Origin of the sequence: Rothia sp. HMSC061D12 (assembly GCF_001836735.1) — a bacterium.
Lineage (GTDB): Bacteria > Actinomycetota > Actinomycetes > Actinomycetales > Micrococcaceae > Rothia.
Window position 1 is genome coordinate 269,947 of record NZ_KV830305.1, and the last position, 19,990, is coordinate 289,936.

Genomic DNA, 19,990 nt, shown 5'->3' on the forward strand with positions numbered 1-19,990 from the left:
AATGAAGACATCATTATCCCATCTACAAAATTTATACGGTGATTGAAACGAGTGAGTAGATGAAGTGAGTGAAAAAGTTGAGCGGATAAAGCCTGAAAAGACCCCCCCAAAAAAACAGAGGAGAAGTAGCCCCGTAAAGCCTGGTGCTAGGCAAAAGAACTCGCAGAGGCAGGGAAGAAAAACCGGGGTGGCACCGGCAGGCTGAAAAGTCGAACTACGTCGAGCATCCCAGCCCACCGGTTACCTCACTCACCACGACCCGGCGCTACTTGAGGTGGCTGCCGCCGTGCGCCAAGCGGTACAGCATCAACTTCAAATCACCAGAGGAAACGAAAGACCTATCAAAGTCCTCATAGACGTATTCCCCATCAACGCGGTAACCCCACATGCGGTGATCAACAGCCCACTGAGCCTCACGCCAAAAAGCGCTACCCTCACGAACCTTATGCTGCCAGCCGCTAGCACTCCGAGGCGCATCCTGGTTACCCGGCACAGACGAGCTACGCGGCAACGAGGCAGAGGTCGGCGCCTTCGGCGTGACCTGACCCATCGCCTTCTGATACCTGTACAGGAAAGCCACCGTCGACGGGGTCGAAAGCTTCGCCTCCGGGTGGAACTTGCCGTCCGCCCAGCCGAAGGTAATACCCTTCTGACGAGCCCAAATGTACGCGGCGTAGTCCGGGTCGCTCGTTGCCACATCCGCATACGGGCTAAAAGCAGGTAGCTCAACCTTCGGGGAACCCGCCAGGCGGTACAGCGACACCGTCACATCGTGGCGCGTCATACCGCTATGCCAGGACATCGGCGAAGGATTAGGCAAAATATCACGCTCAGCAAACCACTGCTCAGCCGCCTGCAACTCATCCTCACGCGTCAGCTTCAGAGGAATATCCTCGAAAGCAAGCTGCTCCACCGACTCGCCGGCACCATCCTTACCGGGGGTGACCCTCTCCAAGACCAGACGATAAGCACCCGAATAGTTCAGCTGCTGAGTGATCGTCAGGTTCAGCTCCACCCTGCCATCCTGGATGCGATCGGCGGGAATCGCCTGCTGGAACACCGTCTGACCGGTCAAACGCCCCTGCTCATCAACATGCTGCACCGAGAGACGGTACGATCCTTCACCCGGATCAGAAAGCCCGGTAGCGCGCGCCGTAAACAAGTTCGTCTGCGCATAAGGGCTCAGGCCCACCGACCCAAGGTGCAGCGTGGGCCCCGCAGAGTCCTGCTCGGGAGAATGCACCGGAAGGAACTCCGCAACATCATTCAGCATAGAACCCGGAGAATCTTCCATGCCGGGGTAAGGCAACCCGTTCCCATACATACCAATAAAGTAGAGCTTGCCCGGCTTCAACGTACCCGCAGGAATCTTCAGCTCCGCACTGAAATAGTTATTGCGGAACCACCTGGTGTTAACCCCGTAGTACGTGTAGTCATCCCGCTGAGTGAACACAGGCTCACCCACCATCTTTCCCGTTGCAGGGTCAGCCTCATAGATAGCGATGACCGGCCAATCATTACCAACCATTTCACTAGCCTGGGAGAGGATATGGCGTCCCTCAACCCGCAGCGTCGTATCCTTCCACGGGTCATCGATAGCGGATTGACTGAAGGTGTAGGTCCCACGGGTCGGCTGCGCATCCTGAACCGTATCAATATGCGCGCGGGCATACAAACGGTTCGACCTACTCGAAGGTTCCGGCTCAAATTCATCCGACGGGTAGTACGTCATCACCACATCGAAGAGCTCACCTTCGGCAGCCTCAACGTACTGCGGGGGAACCTTAAACGTGTAGGTGAGGCTACCGTCCGGGTTCTCCCGCACCTGATGCACCAAATCCTTGAGCATTCCGCCGTACTCGTCGAGAGGCTCATAACTATTGTGCTCCGCATACACGTACACCGACCCGCGCTGCACCAGAGCCAGCTCGTAGAAAGTGTACTTCTTACGGAACTCGGGGCTCAACGGGGAAGTCGTCACCGACACCGTGCCACCCTGAGAAATATTGAGGGTTCCCGAAGTCACCTTCAACTCAACATTCCCCGGGTTCTCCGAATCAACAGCATCAGCGGCAAGAGGGGCCATCGGAAGCTGCGCGCTCACCGTGAACTTATGGCTACCGTACGAATACTCAGAGTCCGAGAACACCGCCCGCACTTCAGCCACTGAACCGCGGGAAGAAGGCCTGTAGGAGGAATCGCCGTGAACCTTATACTCAACCTCCACGGTCAGAGTACCGTCAGCATTGCGGGTTACCAGCTCGTCACGCTTATAGTATTGGCCCGCTACATCATTCCTCGCAAAATATGCCTGCTCACCAGAGGTAGCGTTATAAATCGACACAGAGTCAAGGTAGTACCCCAGGTCAACCTCGGGTGAAATATTAGAAATAGTCACCTTATAGACGCGGTCCTGACCCGGATCAAAATCCTGCGCGGCAACAGATACTTTCGGCAGGGTATTCCTGAACGAATTATCCTGATACGCCATGCGCGCAGGGTTATTGCCCACAGGGACAAAGGGGAACTTACGCGTCAGCTTATTCCACCCGTGGGTTTCTACACCGGAAACACCCAGGGAATACCCCTTGCCGGACTTCAGAACTCCCGCAGGGATCGTGATCTTCTTCTGGAAATAGCCGTTCGGAATCAGGCCCTTGAAAATGCGCTGATTCTCTTCCGTATCTGATGCCCTCAATTCACCAAGCGAAGCCACATTAGAGTTCGTGACCTTTCCCTGCTCATCATGCTCGGACAAGGTGAATTTTACAGAGCTGACATCCTGAAAACCGGTACCCGTCAGCGTCACCTCAATCGGCTGGCCGGAAGCAATCTGCTCCTCAGAAATAGCCGAAACATCATAGGTGATGGAGGGGAGCTGCGCCTTCGGGAGATTGAACTCCACCGGCAGCGCCGTACGGACGCGGTCCTCAGTGTTCCACGCATAGGGGTGCGCATCATCTACGGGGCGGTAGGTCAGAATGACCTCGTACTCCAGGTTCGCCGGCAGGCTATTCGCCGGAACCGTCAGGTCATCGCTGAAACTGCCGTCAGCAGCCGGTTTCGGGGCGTCAAAGACAAGGCCGCGGTGATCAAGCTTCTGGTAGGGGTTAGCGTAGGTTGAAGAGCCCTTCGGCGCGACCGTGAGGCTACGCAGCTCATGATGCGCCAAGAACTCGGGGGACAGCCCGGTACCATCCACGTGCACGGTACCGCCGTGAAGAATGTCGAGGGAGCCGCTGGATACGCGCAGGGTCGGCAGGGAAGCATCCTGCTGATTGCCCTGCGCAGGTTCGTTCTGTACGGGTGCGTTCTGCGCGGGTTTTTCTTGAGGTGCCGCCTGCTGAGCCGCCACCGGCGTCAAAGCCAGCAGCGGAGACAAACCCAAAACCAGGGAAGCACCCGCAACCTTTCGGCGCGTGCCACGAGCAGGTTTAAAGAACGAGGACATCATTATCCAATCTGAATTTTCTGCATGAAAGAGGGCGAATGAGAAAAGAAGTTGAGAGGATAAATGAGTGACAGTCCACCGCACCGAACTCGCCCCGAATCCATATCGTAGAAGAGCCGTAGCGGCGGCATGCTGAAGTGCAATTTCAGCCTACCAACCCGCCCCTTAAACATTCAATGAAAACACGAGAAAAACATGCCGATGAGAGTTATAAGACAAAAAAATCAAAAACTACGCCCCGGCTTTGTATAAAGCCCAAACCCCCCAAAAAGACCACACATAGAGAAATAAAAACTGGAAACATCACCAGCACTAAAACGGCACCCAGCAGCGACTGCACCAGCAGCGCCCGCACCAGAAAACGGGCACACGAAAAGGGGCGGTGAAAGAAAAACCCTCACCGCCCCTTCTATAGGCTATAGGCCACTATCTTCAGCTGCTGTTCGCAGAGGTCAACCCAAGCTAAAACACGCGGGCTCAACCACCCGGTTCAAGGCACCTGCCGAATCTTAGTCATCGATATAGGGGCTGTTGGGGATGGTGTCAAGCATGTCGAGCATTGACAGGACACGAGCCAGCTCCTCGCGGGTAGCAGTCTTGGTCGGACGGAAATCCTTGCTCTTATAGTGATAGCTCGTATCGATATTCACCGACGAGTGCAGCCACACCGACTCGGTGTAGAACGGGGCACCCGGCTTCATATCCTGCGGGGTAGTGGGACGGAACCAATAAGAACGACGACCGGGGGTAAGCATAAAGTAACGGTAGAAGAACGCAGCCATCGTAGCGCGGCTAGCCACCGCCTCCGGGTGCATCTTACCGTCAGACCAGCCGGAAGTCAGACCGTTCTGATACGCCCAAATATACGCCGGGTAACGCTCATCCTTCGGGGACAAATCCGGGAAAGGAGAACGCGCAGGAAGCTTCACCTTCGGCGAGCAGGCGCCTCGGTAGATTGCATCCATCAGGTCGCCGCGGGTCACCGCACGCTTAGGGTAGAAGCAACGTTCCTTATCGAGCAGCAGAACCTTTGCCTTACATGACCTGTAGATATCGGGGGCGTACTCGCCATCCATATCAATGTCCACAATGAAAGGTGCCCACGCGAACTCCGTGTCAATCTTGGGGCGAACTTCAAGAGTGCGCAGAATGGTGTACTGCTGACGGCGCGGACGAAGAGACAAGCGAACCCCGTAGTTTCCATTCGGGCCACCGGTGATCTCAGAATCAATGACGTGATGCCTAATGTAGACATCATTCTCGATGCGCTTCTTCGGCTCAAGAGAGAAGAAATAGAACTGGGTGAAGCCCTTCTCCTTGGTGTAGTAGCCAACCTCAATGTACGGGGTGTACAGACCGGTATCAAGCACAGCCTGCAGGCCGGTAATCTCGTAGCTGAGGTTGAAGCCGCTAATATCAAACGACGCCTCGGTAACCTTGAAGGTCAGCGGGGTGGTCTTAACGTCCAAGGTGGCAGCCTGAGCGCCCTGCTCACCGGCGTGGTGTGCGCCCAACGCGCCGGCGACTGTTAGTGCTGCCGCACCCTTAATGAGGGCGCGACGAGAGGAAAAAGTAGACATAACGTTGTCCCATCGATGTGTTTCTGAGTGGTTACTTCTACGCTAGCAAACCAATAACCATTGGGTAAGCCTCTAGTCGTTTGCTATACGTACGTGGCGTGACGTGTTTCCATGTGTGTTGAGTTGAAAATGTGAATGTTAGTGAGTGAAATACCCGCCACCAATGGCGAGACGTTTAATACTATAAACATTTTTACTCGCAAAAAGAAGGCGGATAGCTAGACACTAACCGCCTTCTCTGCTCATCAAAAGCTACCCCTAAAATGTGGGGAAATGTGGTTTTACAAGGGGTAATACAGATTTAAGCCCCTAGAAAAATAGTTAAAAAATTTTCAATACGATGCAAAAAATAAGAGGAAATAAATAGTTGGGCAACCTACTGCTCATGCACCAGCAGCGTCAAAACACCCGCCTTACGCGCCGTCGGCAGGGTGCACTCCACCGACCAGTCCTCGCTGACCGCCTCCAAAAATTCGGCAATACCCGCCGTGGAGCCATCAATAGGACGAGCCGCCAAACCTGACTGAATCAGGTAGCGCGCAAACAAGCCACGGTAATGCTTCGCCATGTGCGAGACAACCTTACGCGACCCATCAGCCGCGACACGCTCCACACGAACCGCCAGAGTCTGCGACGGGGGAGTCACCCACGACTTCGCGTAGGCGGCAGAACGGCAGTCCAGAATCAGCTGGTCCTTCGCAGTCGACTCCAGAGCAGTACCCAGCGCGCCCTTCCAGAAGGAGGCGAGCGCACCAATCGAACCCAGCTTCACGCCCATGGACAGGCGATAGGCGGGGATCGCGTCCTCGGGGCGCAGAATACCCCACAGCGCCGAAGAAATCAGCAGCGACCAGTGCGCGGCGTCGCGTTCGGCGGGGGAGAAGCTCGCATAATCCAGCGCCTCGAACAGCACACCCGTGTAGGTGTGAATCGCGGGCTGCGCCGGTTCGGTGAGCAGGCGCGTGTTGCGTTCCACCTCTGCCTCGAGGGATGCGCCCACCTTGAGCTCTGCCAGGGCGCCGGGGCTAGAGCTGACCGCAGTCAGCTCCTCCAGGACGCTCTCACGCTCGGCGGTCAGCTCGGGGAACGAGAGGTCAGCGAAGCATACGGGCGCGTTGCCAGCGGGGGCGGGGGTTTTACCTTCGGACGGGGGAAGAAGAATCAGCATCTCTCCAGTGTACCCGCGAGACGCAGGGTAGCTACGAGGCGCAGTGTAGTTGCGAGGTTCCTGCATATGCCCGCGAGGCTGCTTGTGCGCCTCCTCGTATCCCCGTGTACCCGCGAAACGAACCCGGAAAATAGCCACCTCCAAGGGTGTGCGTATAATGGGTTGGGTGAAACGGGCCGTCTGGGCAATCGCGAGGCACACGTGCTTCGAGGAAAGTCCGGGCTCCACAGCACAGGATGGTGGATAACATCCACTCGGGGTAACCCGCAGGCCAGTGCCACAGAAAGTAAACCGCCGCGGTTCGCCGCGGTAAGGGTGAAAGGGTGGTGTAAGAGACCACCAGCGGGCGCGGTGACGTGCCCGGCTAGGTAAACCCCATTCGGAGCAAGGTCAAACAGAATACGCCATGGTAGGGTAGTGCGCCCGATCCCCGTCAGCTTCCTTCACGGAGGTGGGGTGCGTATTCGGGTAGACTGCTTGAGACGTGCGGCAACGTACGTTCTAGATAGATGATTGCCTCGAAACGCCCCTTCGGGCGGCGTTTTAGACAGAACCCGGCTCATAGGATGACCCGTTTCACGCTACCGTTGGCTGATGGAAAACATCATCGGCTGATGGGAAAACGAAGACCGCGAATGCGCCTTGAGAGTGCATTCGCGGTCTTCGTTTTAAGCTCTGTCTAAGAGTCCTCTGCCGAAAGCTGGAGGGGCTTAGAAACTTGGGTGAGCCAGCGATTAGTGGCCGAACGGGTCCGGATCCACGCCGGGCATCCACGAGTTACCGTCGACGGTCCAGCCTTCCTTCTTCACGACCTTCTTCATCTTGCTGGTCCACTTCTTATTTAGGCGGTTCACGTACAGCTTGCCGTCCAGGTGATCGGTCTCGTGCTGCATGCAGCGTGCGAACCAGCCGGTCGCCTCAAAGTGGACGGGGTTGCCGTGCTCGTCAAGACCGTTCACGGTCACCCACTCGGCGCGCTTGAGGGGGAAGCCGTAACCGGGGAAGGACAGGCAGCCCTCCTCCTCCTCGTACGGGTCCGGGTCAGCGGTAGAAATCTTGCCCAGGGTCAGTACCGGGTTGATGATGCAGCCGCGCGGGGGAACGCCGTCCTCATTCTCCATCTTGTAGGTGAAGATGCGCAGACCCACACCAATCTGCGGTGCCGCCAGGCCCACACCGTTGGATGCGTCCATGGTCTCGTACATGTCAGCCACGAGCTCCTTGAGTTCATCATTAAACTCGGTGACGGGTGCCGCGGGGCGGTGCAGAACGGGGTTGCCGTGAATAACGATGGGGCGAATAGCCACGGAATTATCCTTTGCTTGTGTTGAACGGGAACTGCTGAACGGGAACTTGCCGGGTGCCCCTGTCGCATGAGGATGCGGGGCGTGCCCTGTTCCCGCTCGCTGGTTTAAAGTGCGGGTGTAAAAGCTCTATTCCGGTAAACCGTGTGCGGGGCAACCGAACAGGGGATAACGCGAACAGAGGGTAAAGCGAAAGGGCCGTTACGGATAACCATAACGACCCTTTCCATCGGGGTGATCGACGGGGGTTGAACCCGCGACCTCCTGGACCACAACCAGGCGCTCTGCCAACTGAGCTACGACCACCATGTGCTTCGCTTGGTTTCCCTTGCGATATGCAACGGATACTACTGTACAGGAGATTCAGAAACCTGCCAAGTTGAAAAGCCGTGATGCTCGTTACATGCTGTGCTTACGCCTCGGACGCCTCTGCCGCCTCAGAAGAGGACGCCTCAGCCTCGCGTTCAGCTGCCTCACGTGCGGCACGCTCTGCCTCCACCTCACGCGCAATCTGCGCCGAAGCAATCGCATCCGGGCCCTGCGGCACAAAAATAGCGCGGCGGTAATACTTCAACTCGTCAATCGAGTCCTTGATATCGCCCAGCGCACGGTGGTTACCGGTCTTCGCCGGGGCGCTATGACGAGCCGCCGGGTACCAGCGCGCCGCCAGCTCCTTAATGGTCGACACGTCAATCACACGGTAGTGAAGGTGTGCCATGACCTCGGGCATGTAGCGCTCCAAGAAACGCTTATCCATACCCACGGAGTTGCCGCCCAGCTGCGCCTTACCCGCCACCGGAACATACTTCTTGATGTAGCGAAGCACCTGCTCCTGCGCGTAATCCATCGACACACCGTGCTCAATATCGGGCAGCAGACCCGACGCCTCATGCATCGAACGGACAAAGTCATTCATGTTCTCCAGGGCACCCGCAGGAGACTCATCACCGGGCTTAATGACGAACTCAACGCCAGAACCCAGAATGTTCAAATCGGCATCCGTGACCAGAACACCCACCTCGACGAGAGCGTCATTCTCCACGTCCAGGCCGGTCATCTCGCAGTCAATCCATACAATACGTTCACTAGAAATACTCACCCTCCCACTCTACCCCCAAACGCCGCCGACCCGGCGGGCAGCACGTCACAAAAAGGGCACAAGAGGGTATGAAAGGATGCGCAAACTGCAGTAGCAGGGGAGAAACGCACCAATCTGCATGCCCGCCAGAGCGTCCACAAGCGTCTTCACGACAGCGATTCTCGTGAGCGCATCCAAGGGCTCCGGTATGATAAAAACCAGAACGACGATGCAGACAGAAAGGGAGTTATGCGCGCACCAAAGGAGCTAGCACACCGGCTCACCACCCCCGGCGCACACGACGCACCCCTCTCACCCAAACTCTTGGACTACGTCAATAATCACCGTCTGCGCACGCTGATTATCGGCACCATCGGCTCCATCATGGTCACCCTCGGCTCCTACGCCGTCGGCTGGCTCGCCGACAGCTCCAACTTCTGGCGTTACGATATTGTTCGCGCCATCCGATTCGAAGCCGCATGGGTCATCACCGGCATTATCCTGCTCGCCCTCGGCGCCATGATCATGTGCCGCGAATGGCTGCGCATCTACCAGAAAATGGGCGACTGGAACGAACCCAACGCCATGCGGTGGATGATTGCCGTCACCGTCAGCTGGTCCCTGCCGCAGATTTTCGCCTTCACCATCTACAGCCGCGACATGTTCTCCTACTACGGTCAGGGCATGGTCATGGCGCACGGCCTCAACCCGTACAAGCACGGCGTCTCCGAAATCTCGAACTTCATGCAGAACGGCGCGGACCCCATGTGGGCGGAATCCCCGCCGCCGTACGGACCGGTCTCACTCAAACTCGAAGAGTGGATCGTGCGCCTGGCGGGGGAGAACATCGACCTCTCCCTCTTCTACTTCCGCCTGCTCTCCGTGCTCGCGGTCATCGGCATTCTCTTCTACGTGGCAAAGCTCGCCAAGGCGCACGGCTTCAACCAGGTCCGCGCCCTCTGGCAGATCGGCCCGAACCCGCTGTTCATCGCATCGTTCATCGCCAGCGGCCACAACGACTCGCTCATGACCATGTTCATGCTCGGCGGCCTCTACTACGCCAAGCGCTACCGTGACACCTGGTGGGGCGGACCCCTTGGCGTGACCTTCGTAGCCCTCGGTGTTGCCGTCAAGCCGCTCGCCCTCGTGGTGCTGCCCTTCGTGGGTCTGCTCTGGGCGGGTAAGAACGCCTCCTGGCCGCGCAAGTTCATCTTCTGGGCGCTCTCCGGCGTGCTACTGCTCGCCGAAATGGCGCTCATGGGCTGGGCAACCGGACTGGAATTCGGCTGGATCAAGGCACTGTCCACCACCGGCGGCCAGTACATCTGGTACACCCCCTTCGGCCTGGTCATCGGTGCCGCATCCCTATTCGTTCAGGGCGACGCCTTCGAGGTCATCCGCAAGCTCATCGAAACTGTCGGCAAGGGCATCGGCATGCTCGGCGCTATGGCAATGGCATTCGTCGGACGCGACCGCAACATCGTGCGCCACGCCGGCCTCGCAATCCTGTTCATGCTCCTGTGCAGCCCCATGATTCAGCCCTGGTACCTGCTCTGGGCCATCCCGATGCTCGCCGCAACCGGCCTGCGCTCGCACTTCCAGCTCATGTGGTACTTCATCACCACGCTGTTCTTCATGGCGTACGGCGTGAGCGACCAGCTGAACGTGTCACCCTACCTGCGTGACTTCAACCAGGACATGGGCCGACTCATCGCGACGGTTATCTGCCTGGGCTACATCATCTACCTGGTCGCCCTCGACCCGGCAACCCGCCGCCTGGTGTACGTGAGCCTGCACCCCACGCAGATTCGACGCACCACCATCCGCCTGTGGTGGCAGCTGTTCCCCGGCGCAACCCGCCGCCGTGCACGCCGCCGCGAGGTGAAGAAGGCAGAACGCGAAGCCGCCAAGGTAGGCTCCTAGCGCGTCAGCCGGATGCGCCGCCCAACGGACCGGCCCCCGCGTGAGAGGCGCGGTGCATGAGAGGATCAAATTCTCATGTACCCTAGAGGAAGGCCTCAGTAGCTCAGAGGATAGAGCAGGAGCCTTCTAATCTCTTGGTCGGGGGTTCGATTCCCTCCTGGGGCGCCGCACAAAGAACCGCCCCGCACCTTCACAATGAGGGTGCGGGGCGGTTTTCTGTATGCTTTGACGTTTATTTGCCGCCGTACGTAAGGAGGCGGTGCCGGGAGGCTATTTCTTAGTAGGGGCTATTTCTTGGTCGGGTTCGTGTCCTTGCAGGAGTTGAGCACGCGCTCCATAACCTTCTTCTCATCCGCGGTCACCCACAGCTTGTACTTCGCCTTCACGTGCACCTGACGAGCCACGTAGGTGCAGCGGTAGGCGGTGTTGCTCGGCAGCCACTCGGAGGCGTCCGCATCGGACTTCTGCTGGTTCGCCGGACCGTCTGCGGCGAGCAGGTTCTCCGGGTCGTTCGCCAGCTGGCGGCGCTGCTCTGCGGTCAGGTCCTGCGCGCCGGTCTGCCATGCGTTCGATAGTGCCACCACGTGGTCAATCTGCACAGCCGAGGAGGTCTTCTTGCCGCGCTTGAACTCGATGGTCTTGCCGGTGTACGGGTCAGCCAGAGTGCCGCTGATGACGGTGCATGCGTGGGTCCTGACCTTGAAACGAACGTTGGTCAGGTCGCGGCGCAGAATGTCGTCGCGGGTGTTGCACTTGTTGCCGTCAACGTCATCCCAGGCGGGGCCGAACTGGTCGCGGGAGTAACCGTTCTTCGAGGCGCGATCCTTCACCTGCAGGGACGCCAGTTCGTTCTTCGCGGTCGCAAGATCCGGTGCGAGCGCGGTCGCGGGGTCAACCGCCTTGTACGGGTTCTTGACCTCGGCGAGGGTTTCCGTTGCGACGTTCGCTTCTTCGTCATCTGCGGTGGATGAGGTGCTCTTATCGGTGCCAAGCAGCCCATCCACGCCGTTCTTGCTCACGTAGACCAGGCCAATAATCAGCACGATCACAGCAAACAGGGCGAGCAGGCCGTAAATGAGGCGCTTCTTCTGCGGGTCCATCGAATCGGGCAGCTTGGGCAGGTTGCGCTGCAGCTGCTGAAGTTCCTGCAGGGAGGGCAGGTTGTTGTTCGCGGGCTTTTTGCTCACGGGTTCTCCAAGACGGGTAGACGGGACGCGGCTGAGTGCACCGCATCATCAAGGATAGAGGGAGCGGGGTGGAAATAGTGAACTTGAGGGCAAAAATAGCCGCCCCGACGCTGAGATACCTGTCACGATGCTGTGCGGGGTGGAGGTTGCGGAGGTTTTGGTGAGTGGGGATGGGGGTCTTAGCCGTGGGGGAGCGGTCGTCATATTTCTGTGGGGAGCGCGCTACTTACGGGCGATTTTTGAAAAAACAGGGTGAAAAGTTCAAAAACTCTATCCACAGACGGCACTCAAAACCGCAAAACGCAAGGTTATCCACAGAAGCAGTAGCCGCAGGGTGCAGGGTCGGCTCAGCGCTGGCAAGGTGAAGGAACCCACCCACTAGTTTCTAAGGAGAAACCATGAGCGACACCATCCTGATCCGCGGATTCACCGCCTCCGACCCGGCACTGAGCACCCTGCCCAACGGGGTGCCCGTCGTGAACTTTCGCCTCGCCAGCACCCCGCGCTGGCAGGACGCCACCGGCACCTGGAAAGAAGGCACCACCAACTGGTACACCGTGAAAGCCTACCGCCGCCTCGCGCAGAACATCGCCACATCCATTGAGAAGGGGCAGCCGCTGGTCGTGAGTGGCCGCCAGCGCATTAGCCGCTGGAACCGCGAAGACGGCACGCAGGGCACTACGGTAGAAGTGGACGCCCTCGGTATTGGCCACGACCTGAACTACGGCACGAGCACCTTCGCCCGCACCGTGGAGAAGCGCACGGTCAACGAGGGCTCCCTGCAGAGTGCGTCTCAGCAGGACGCACCTCAGCTGGGTATGCCGCATTCGGGTGCGCCGTTGCAGGAGACGCCTCAGCCGGGCATGTCTCAGTACACGCAGCAGTATGCCCCTGCGCACGCACCCCAGCAGAACGCGGAGGCGCCGGGCGTGACCGCTCCAGGTGCTTCGGCACAGAATGGTGCATCCCAGGGCGGGGGAGCGCAGAGTGACGAACCCCCCTTCTAAAAGTGCTCCCCGGATGCTTGCATAAACGCGGGTGCATTGGGATAATGGAGCATTGTGTTGACATCGGGCACGCCCCTGCCGCAGGGGGGAGAGCGACCAACGGTGTCAGCCTTCGGGCACCAATCCTGTCCGAAGCATCAAGTTTTCTGTCCCGCAGTGGGGCAGAGCAATCTGAGTCTATTTGACCTGCGGCAGATGGCTCTGGAGATCTACAACTATGCAGACTCTTGACTTCCTCGACAAGAAGTCCCTCCGTGACGACATCCCCGCATTCGGCCCCGGTGACACCCTGAACGTTCACGTTAAGATCGTTGAAGGTAAGAACCACCGTATCCAGGTCTTCAAGGGCTTCGTCGTTGGCCGCCAGGGTGCAGGCGTTCGCGAGACCTTCACCGTCCGCAAGGTTTCCTTCGGCGTTGGTGTTGAGCGTACCTTCCCGGTTCACTCTCCCTCCATCGAGAAGATCGAGCTGGTAACCCGCGGTGACGTCCGTCGTGCAAAGCTGTACTACATGCGCGACCGCCACGGTAAGGCTGCTCGTATCCGCGAGAAGCGCGAGTTCTAATCTTTATAGATACAGAATTCTGTTGCAAACCGCTCCCCAACCGCATTCCGCGGGAGAGGAGCGGTTTTTGCATATTCTGAGACCTCGTTTTCTGAGAACCTTGCCGCTCTCAGAAAATAAAAGCCCAAGAGCGCAAACACTCTCGATACAATAGCTAGGTACCGTTTCACTCGAGCTAGGTATCTCTCAAACGAAAGGCTCACTCCAGCATGGCAGACGACAAGAACACTGCGAACACCAGCCCCTTCCCTGAGGGATACCAGCCTCAAAGCCGCCGCGAGCGCCGCGAAATGGAAGAATACTTTGCGCGCCTCGCCGCCGAAAAGGCAGCAGCTGAGAAGGCTGCTACCGAGCAGAGCGCCGCAGCGAAGAATACCGAGCGCGAAGAAACCGCCGATGAGGAGACTGCCGCAGACGTGGAAACCACCAAGGACTTCTCCGAAATGACCCCCAAGGAACGCCGCAAGGCAAAGCGCGCCGAACAGGCAGAGCTGACCTACTCCCAGGCGCAGGAAGAAGGCCGCCTCGGCGAATGGCTCTGGGTGCAGGCACGCGAAGGCGGCACCGTCATCCTGTACGCGCTGGTCATCGCATTCCTGGTCAAGACCTTCCTGCTGCGCGGCTTCTACATTCCTTCCGGCTCCATGGAGCAGACCCTGCAGGTCAACGACCGCGTGTTCATTAACGTGGCGGGCTCTTACTTTAGCGAGCCTAAGCGCGGCGACGTCATCGTCTTCAAGGACTCTCAGGGCTGGATTCCTTCCACCCAGAAGACCAGCAGCCCGCTCAAGGACGCCCTGTCCTTCGCGGGTATTCTGCCGGATACTTCCTCGAACTTCCTGGTCAAGCGCGTTATCGGTACTCCCGGTGACGTGGTCGAAAGCGACGGCAACGGTAAAATCAAGGTCAACGGCGTAGAGATTACCGAACCGTACCTGTACCCCGGCAACCCGCCCTCGGAGATGCCCTTCAAGGTGACCGTGCCCGCCGGCAAGTACTTCGTGATGGGCGACCACCGCAGCAACTCCGCCGACTCCCGCTACCACATTAGCGACGGCACCGCGTTCATCTCCAAGGATGACGTGCAGGGTAACGTGTTCGTGGTGGCCTGGCCGCTGAACCACTTCGGTCTGCTGCAGGATCAGAGCTCGGTGTTCTCCTCGATTCCTGCACCGTCCTCCACCCCGAGCGAATAAGCGAGCGTGGCAATGATGGTGAGCGCCCAGAAGAGCGCAACGAAACCCGCTCAAGCTAAGCCCGCCAAAGCAACCCCGCCAGCTGCAGACCTTGAGTACGAGCAGCAGCTCTTCGCCTCCGGTGCCCGCACGGTTGCCGGAATCGATGAGGTAGGCCGCGGCTCCATGGCGGGCCCGGTCACCGTGGGCGTCGCAATCCTCACCCCGGACGCCACCCTCGAGGTGGGCGGGCTGATCGACTCCAAGGCGCTCTCACCGGCACGCCGCGAATCCATGGTTCCCGAAATCCGCCAGTGGTGCGCCGTGGCGGTCGGGCACGTGGAACCGGCTGATATTGATCGGCTCGGCATGACCCTCTCGCTGAGGCTTGCCGCCCAGCGTGCGCTCGCCGAGCTGGCGCGCCGCGGATACCGTGCCGACGCCGCCCTGCTGGACGGTAAGCACGACTGGTTCACCCCTCCGCAGGAGGACCTGTTCAGCGCGCTGGCGCCGGACCCGGCGCAGGCACACTACAACGCACTGCTCGCCCAGGCTTGGGAAGGCGTAGGTGAGGGTGGTGCAGATGAGCCCACGCAGATGCCGGTGACCATGGTCATTAAGGGCGACTACAAGTGCGCCTCCATCGCCGCCGCATCGGTGGTTGCGAAGGTGGAACGTGACGAGCTGATGGTCCAGTTGGATACCCGCTACCCGGGGTACGGCTGGGCAAAGAACAAGGGCTACGGATCTGCCGCTCACCGCGAGGCGATTAGCGTGCAGGGCCCCAGCCCGCAGCATCGACTCTCATGGTCGCTTCCGGCGACCGCCGAGCAGATTGAGGCCGCTGCGGCACAGCGCGGCTAGAGCGTGTGGTGTTCCTGAAAACCGCGCCTTGGAAGCCTGCGAAAGCCTAACGTGCCACCGCTGAATCAGTACTAAAAAGCCCAGGAAAGGAAGAGTAGTGAGCGCAGAAGACCTCGAAAACTACGAGACCGACGCCCAAATGGCGCTCTACCGCGAATACAAAGACGTCATGTCACTCTTTAGCTACGCGGTAGAAACCGACCGACGCTTCTACCTGGCGAACCAGGTGGACGTCACCCCGCACGTGCAGGACGGCACCCTCTACTTTGAGGTGAGCATGAGCGACGTGTGGGTGTGGGATGTATTCCGCTCCAACCGCTTTGTGAAGAAGGTGCACGCCTACTCGGTGCGTGACGTGAACGTGGAGGAGCGCCTGCCCAACCAGGAGTTCACCGTGCCGGAAATGCCGGACTTCAACGCCTAGCGCACGCTCGATTTACCGCCTTGCCGGGGGTAAGCGCGGCTGCCGAGCTGCCGGGTGGCAGAATCAGGTGTTGAAACCGCATGATGAAGCTGCGTTATGAAACCGCGTGATGAACCTGCGCGAATATGACGCGTCGAATCGGCACCCGAGCCGCGTTTTTGAAAAATATGCCCCAAAATTTCAAATAAATGGCTGTGGATAACCTCTAATTCCTTCTGGAAGCTGAGGTTATCCACAGTTTTTCGTTAACCGCCTTCGGGCACGCGCGCGGCGGGCACAGTAGAAGCATTACCGCTATCTACCGGGGGAGAGACCCATGACAACAGCCCGAATAACAGCCCACGCCGCAACCCGAAGCGCACCCAACAGACCTCTGCTCCAGAGCACCCAGCCTCCGCGAACCCAGCTCCAGCGAACCCCGCCCCGCGCCCACAGCGTCGGCAGGTGGGGCGAGGAGCTGACCGCCCGCATCCTGGAAGCGAACGGCTACCGCATCCTGGAGAGGAATTGGCGACCGCCCGCCGGACTCGAACACGAACAGATCCGCGGCGAGCTCGACCTGATCGCCATTGACCCCGAGGACGAACTGGTTTTCGTTGAGGTCAAGACCCGCAGCAGCGAAGACTTCGGGCACCCGTTCGCGTCCATTGACCGCGATAAGGCGCGCCGCACGCGCTCGCTGGCGATTCTCTGGTGCAGGCTGCGCGAGAACCTGGATTTTCCGCGCTTTCGCATTGACGCAATTGCGGTGACCGGAACCTGCGAAACCTTCACCTTCGAGCATCTGAAGGCGGTGGCGTAATGGGATTCGCACGCACCTATTCCGTGGCGCTGGTTGGCTTGCGCGGGCACATTGTTGACGTTGAGGCGGATATTTCGCAGGGCCTGCCCGGCTTCGTGCTACTGGGCCTGCCGGACACCGCACTCAACGAGTCGAAAGAGCGTGTGCGCTCCGCGGCGAAGAACACCGGCATCACCCTCACTCAGCATCGGCTCACCGTGAACCTGACCCCGGCGACCCTGCCCAAACGCGGCTCGGCGTTCGACCTTGCCATCGTGGTGGCGGCGCTGCAGGCTGAGAAGAAATTGCACCCCAGCGGCGATAGTGTCTTCCTGGGCGAGCTGGGCCTAGACGGAACGCTACGCCCCGTGCCAGGCATCCTGCCCGCGGTCAAAGCCGCTGTGGACGCCGGACACCACCGCGTGATTGTGCCCGCCGAAAATGCTGAGGAGGCGGCACTGATTCCCGGTGCGCAGGTGAGCGGTTTCCGCTGCCTGGCGGAGGTTTTTGCCGCTCTCGGTGCCGAGAGTCAGAAGCTGACATACCCGCCCGCCCCGCAGACGGAGGCGAGCGCGCCGGCGGCGAAACCGGCTGAAATCCCTTCGGATATGAGCGATGTTGCCGGTCAGTCGCAGGGGCGTTTCGCCCTGGAAATTGCCGCCGCGGGCGGCCACCACATGCTGTTGACCGGCCCGCCCGGTTCGGGCAAAACCATGCTGGCGGAGCGCCTGCCGAGCATCCTGCCGACCCTCGACAATGACGCCGCGATGGAGGTGACCGCGATTCGTTCCCTCTGCTCGGCGGGGGAGCACCTGAGCGAGCTGGTGCGTCAGCCGCCGTTTGAGGCGCCGCATCATAGCGCCTCCGCGCCGGCGATTCTGGGTGGCGGCAGCGGCATTCCCCGCCCCGGCTGTGTGTCTAAAGCGCACCGCGGCGTGCTCTTTCTGGACGAGGCGCCGGAGTTCAAACGCACGGTGCTTGATTCGCTCCGCCAGCCCCTGGAGTCGGGGACCGTGACCCTGGATCGTTCGAGCGCGTCGGCGACGTATCCGGCGCGTTTTCAGCTGATTCTGGCGGCAAACCCGTGCCCCTGCGGTATGAACGTGGGCACCGGTACGGAGTGTACGTGTGCCCCGCGTGAGCGTCGCGCCTATTTTGGGCGGCTGTCCGGCCCGCTAGTTGACCGCATTGACGTGAATGTGACGGTTCCGAAGGTGTCTTCCACGGAGCTTGCGGGCGGTCAAGTGAACGAGAGTTCGGCGCAGATTCGCGAGCGCGTCATGGCGGCGCGGCAGGCTCAGCGGGAGCGTCTGGAGCCGTACGGGTTGAAGACGAATGCGGAGATGAACGGCAAGATTCTGCGCGGCCCGCTGCGTCTGGATGCGAAGCTCACCGGCGAGCTGAACGCCGCTGTGGACCGCGGAACGCTGACGGCTCGCGGTTACGACCGGGTGCTGCGTATAGCCTGGACCCTCGCCGATTTGGAGGGTGCCGCCTACCCGAGCCGGGAGCACCTGGATGTGGCGCTCTTTTTGAGGCAGCAGGGACAGCTGAAATAATGTGCCAGCTGAAATAGGGGCAGTTGACATAGCGTGCCGGCTTATTAATGGAAACGAATCACTCGCGAGAGGAGAAGAAAACCATGAGTGAGAAGAAAAGGAAGAAGCAGCAGGCCAAAGAGGCTGAGCTGAGAGAACAGGAGCTGAGAAACGCCGCGCCGGAAGAGCATGCGACGGAAGAGCACGTGCCAGAAGAAAGCGCGGCGGAGGATTTTGTGCAGGAGGAACTGCAGATTCGCCTGCCCGGTCGAACCCTGGATCGGCACTCCCTGGTGCGTGAGAGGGTGGCGCATATTCTGTCGCTGGGGCAGGAGCCTTCGCCGAGCCCGTATAACGCGGCGCGGTTGCCTGGGTTCCTCGCTTCCTGCCTGAACCCGGTATATCTAGAAGAGATGCACCTGGGGGAGAATAACCGACAGGAACAGCCGGGGGAGGAGCAGGGTGAGCGCCTCGGACCCGCGGCGGGCACAGCCTCCAGCGGTTCTGAGCCCGCGCCCCTGTTCAACCCCTCCCTCAGCGCGGAGGAGCTTGAGGCGGCGTGCCGCGAGTACATCCGCTGCTGTACCGCCCAGCTGATGCGCTACGCCGAACCCGCCGATGAGCTCGTGGTCGAAGCCCTCACCACCCTGGGCGCGCCGCTGACCCTGCACTACCTGCTGACCGGGCACATCCCCGATGAGCACACCTGGGAGCGCGGCGAACCGGATGAGCAGCTGAGCGAATTTCTGCACTCGGTGGGCGCGCCCGCCGAGGGGGACTCCACCCTGTTTTCCAGCGCGAATGGCTACTACACGCCGGGCGAGCATCAGATGAGCCGCGATAAGTTCGGCAAGGCGCTCGCAACCCGCCGCCTGCGCTGGAACCGCCGCATGGAACGCACCCTAAACGCGGAGGCGCACATGGCGGCAACCTGTGGGGCGTGGCTGGTCACTCCCGCCGATCCGCTGTGGCCGCCGCAGCTGAACGATTTGGGGCCCGCCCGCCCGTACGGGTTGTGGTGTCGAGGCGATTCGCGGCACCTGCTGGATGTGGCGGCTGCCCCGAGCGTTGCGCTGGTTGGTTCGCGTGACCCGAGCATCTACGGTACGGAGGCGACGACTCACCTTGCCGCCGAGTTGGCGCGCCGCGGGTACACGGTGATTTCTGGTGGTGCGATGGGCATTGATATTGCAGCGCATCGGGCGGCGCTGACCCAGCAGGGCAGCGACCTGCCGACTATCGCCTTTATGGCGGGTGGGTTGGATCGACTCTACCCGGCGCAGAACTCGGATGCGCTGAACATGATTGTTGACCGCGGGCTCATCATGAGCGAGGTGAGCGTGGGCAACACCCCCACGCGTTGGCGTTTTCTGGAGCGTAACCGCCTGATTGCGGCGTTGGCGCGGCACACCATTGTGGTGGAGGCGCGCTGGCGTTCCGGTGCCCTGAATACGGCTCGTCACGCGATGGAGATTGGGCGTACGCTCTGGGCGGTTCCGGGGCAGATTAATTCGCCGAACTCGGTGGGCACGAACCGTCTGCTACGCGATGGACTAGCGCAAACACTCACCGAGGCCGCCGATATTCTCGAGTACGATGCCGCCGCCGGTTTCGAGCTGGGCACCGAACACGAGAGCGAATGGGATCAGGTGGCGTCCTCCAGTGCGCTGGATGAGCTGACCGAGCGACAGGGTAGGGTCTGGGATGACTTGAGCCCGCGCTCCTACCGCGGCGTGGACGAGATTGCCGCCGCCCTCGGGTTGAGCGCTCGCGACGTGATGGCTGACCTATTCCACCTGGGTCGTTGCGGTCTGGCGGAGAGCAACGGAACGAGCTGGAGGAAGGTCCGCCCGGCCGTCGCGGTATAGGGTTCTTCCTGATGACGGGGCGGCACGTGGAGAGCGCTGAACCTCTCTACAATTGGGGTAGGCTTGCGCGCACTGGC

The 19,990-nt window shown here is 60.0% G+C and carries 16 protein-coding genes, 2 tRNA genes and 1 other RNA gene; 11 read left to right on the forward strand and 8 right to left on the reverse strand.

Going from position 1 to position 19,990, the window contains the following annotated elements:
- Positions 1–265: 265 nt before the first annotated feature.
- The 3 genes from HMPREF2682_RS01035 to HMPREF2682_RS01045 form a co-directional block, all read right to left on the reverse strand.
- Positions 266–3,451, reverse strand: a complete 3,186-nt coding sequence (locus HMPREF2682_RS01035; RefSeq protein WP_246827228.1) for an S-layer homology domain-containing protein — start codon at positions 3,449–3,451, stop codon at positions 266–268.
- Between the two features lie 509 nt (positions 3,452–3,960).
- Complete coding sequence (locus HMPREF2682_RS01040) at positions 3,961–5,031, reverse strand: S-layer homology domain-containing protein (RefSeq protein ID WP_070688174.1); 1,071 nt, start codon at positions 5,029–5,031, stop codon at positions 3,961–3,963.
- A 376-nt stretch (positions 5,032–5,407) separates the two neighbouring features.
- On the reverse strand, positions 5,408–6,199 hold the full coding sequence (locus HMPREF2682_RS01045) for a YaaA family protein (protein ID WP_070832551.1): 792 nt from the start codon (positions 6,197–6,199) through the stop codon (positions 5,408–5,410).
- Between the two features lie 172 nt (positions 6,200–6,371).
- Between HMPREF2682_RS01045 and rnpB the strand changes: the two genes are divergently transcribed.
- An RNA gene (gene rnpB / locus HMPREF2682_RS01050) (RNase P RNA component class A) lies at positions 6,372–6,777 on the forward strand.
- Positions 6,778–6,933: 156 nt separating this feature from the next.
- Here rnpB and def read toward each other — a convergent pair.
- The 3 genes from def to orn all read right to left on the reverse strand — a co-directional run bounded on the left by def (position 6,934) and on the right by orn (position 8,602).
- Positions 6,934–7,506: a peptide deformylase gene (gene def / locus HMPREF2682_RS01055; RefSeq protein WP_049334074.1), complete on the reverse strand. Its 573-nt coding sequence runs from the start codon at positions 7,504–7,506 to the stop codon at positions 6,934–6,936.
- A gap of 230 nt (positions 7,507–7,736) precedes the next feature.
- Positions 7,737–7,809, reverse strand: a tRNA-His gene (locus tag HMPREF2682_RS01060).
- A gap of 106 nt (positions 7,810–7,915) precedes the next feature.
- Entirely contained in the window at positions 7,916–8,602 is a 687-nt protein-coding gene (gene orn, locus HMPREF2682_RS01065) for an oligoribonuclease (RefSeq protein WP_070830645.1), read from the reverse strand.
- A gap of 228 nt (positions 8,603–8,830) precedes the next feature.
- On the opposite strand from orn, the gene mptB reads away from it, so the two are divergent.
- On the forward strand, positions 8,831–10,504 hold the full coding sequence (mptB, locus tag HMPREF2682_RS01070) for a polyprenol phosphomannose-dependent alpha 1,6 mannosyltransferase MptB (RefSeq protein ID WP_070830647.1): 1,674 nt from the start codon (positions 8,831–8,833) through the stop codon (positions 10,502–10,504).
- Positions 10,505–10,596: 92 nt separating this feature from the next.
- Positions 10,597–10,669, forward strand: a tRNA-Arg gene (locus HMPREF2682_RS01075).
- Positions 10,670–10,791: 122 nt separating this feature from the next.
- Here HMPREF2682_RS01075 and HMPREF2682_RS01080 read toward each other — a convergent pair.
- A complete protein-coding gene (locus HMPREF2682_RS01080) occupies positions 10,792–11,691 on the reverse strand; it encodes an HNH endonuclease family protein (RefSeq protein WP_070830649.1) in 900 nt (299 codons plus the stop codon).
- A gap of 398 nt (positions 11,692–12,089) precedes the next feature.
- Here HMPREF2682_RS01080 and ssb point away from each other — a divergent pair, with 398 nt between their 5' ends.
- From ssb to HMPREF2682_RS01105, 5 genes are all read left to right on the forward strand, one after another.
- The gene (gene ssb / locus HMPREF2682_RS01085; RefSeq protein WP_070688833.1) at positions 12,090–12,698 is read left to right on the forward strand and encodes a single-stranded DNA-binding protein; all 609 of its coding nucleotides are present in this window, start codon (positions 12,090–12,092) and stop codon (positions 12,696–12,698) included.
- A gap of 217 nt (positions 12,699–12,915) precedes the next feature.
- Positions 12,916–13,263 (forward strand): 50S ribosomal protein L19, encoded by a 348-nt coding sequence (rplS, locus tag HMPREF2682_RS01090; RefSeq protein ID WP_012903660.1) that lies wholly within the window; start codon positions 12,916–12,918, stop codon positions 13,261–13,263.
- A 209-nt stretch (positions 13,264–13,472) separates the two neighbouring features.
- Complete coding sequence (gene lepB, locus HMPREF2682_RS01095; RefSeq protein ID WP_070830651.1) at positions 13,473–14,459, forward strand: signal peptidase I; 987 nt, start codon at positions 13,473–13,475, stop codon at positions 14,457–14,459.
- Positions 14,460–14,465: 6 nt separating this feature from the next.
- Positions 14,466–15,302, forward strand: a complete 837-nt coding sequence (locus tag HMPREF2682_RS01100; RefSeq protein ID WP_070830653.1) for a ribonuclease HII — start codon at positions 14,466–14,468, stop codon at positions 15,300–15,302.
- A gap of 97 nt (positions 15,303–15,399) precedes the next feature.
- Complete coding sequence (locus HMPREF2682_RS01105; protein ID WP_005506259.1) at positions 15,400–15,726, forward strand: DUF2469 domain-containing protein; 327 nt, start codon at positions 15,400–15,402, stop codon at positions 15,724–15,726.
- Here the strand turns inward: HMPREF2682_RS01105 and HMPREF2682_RS09335 are convergent.
- On the reverse strand, positions 15,723–15,962 hold the full coding sequence (locus HMPREF2682_RS09335) for a hypothetical protein (protein WP_141762604.1): 240 nt from the start codon (positions 15,960–15,962) through the stop codon (positions 15,723–15,725). The genes HMPREF2682_RS01105 and HMPREF2682_RS09335 overlap by 4 nt on opposite strands.
- An 80-nt stretch (positions 15,963–16,042) precedes the next feature.
- Here HMPREF2682_RS09335 and HMPREF2682_RS01110 point away from each other — a divergent pair, with 80 nt between their 5' ends.
- From HMPREF2682_RS01110 to dprA, 3 genes are all read left to right on the forward strand, one after another.
- A complete protein-coding gene (locus HMPREF2682_RS01110; protein WP_070830655.1) occupies positions 16,043–16,528 on the forward strand; it encodes a YraN family protein in 486 nt (161 codons plus the stop codon).
- Positions 16,528–18,066, forward strand: coding sequence for a YifB family Mg chelatase-like AAA ATPase (locus HMPREF2682_RS01115; protein ID WP_049354771.1), 1,539 nt, complete (start codon positions 16,528–16,530; stop codon positions 18,064–18,066). Before HMPREF2682_RS01110 ends, HMPREF2682_RS01115 begins: the two co-directional genes overlap by 1 nt.
- Before the next feature lie 83 nt (positions 18,067–18,149).
- Entirely contained in the window at positions 18,150–19,913 is a 1,764-nt protein-coding gene (gene dprA, locus HMPREF2682_RS01120; RefSeq protein WP_070830657.1) for a DNA-processing protein DprA, read from the forward strand.
- Positions 19,914–19,990: the final 77 nt, after the last annotated feature.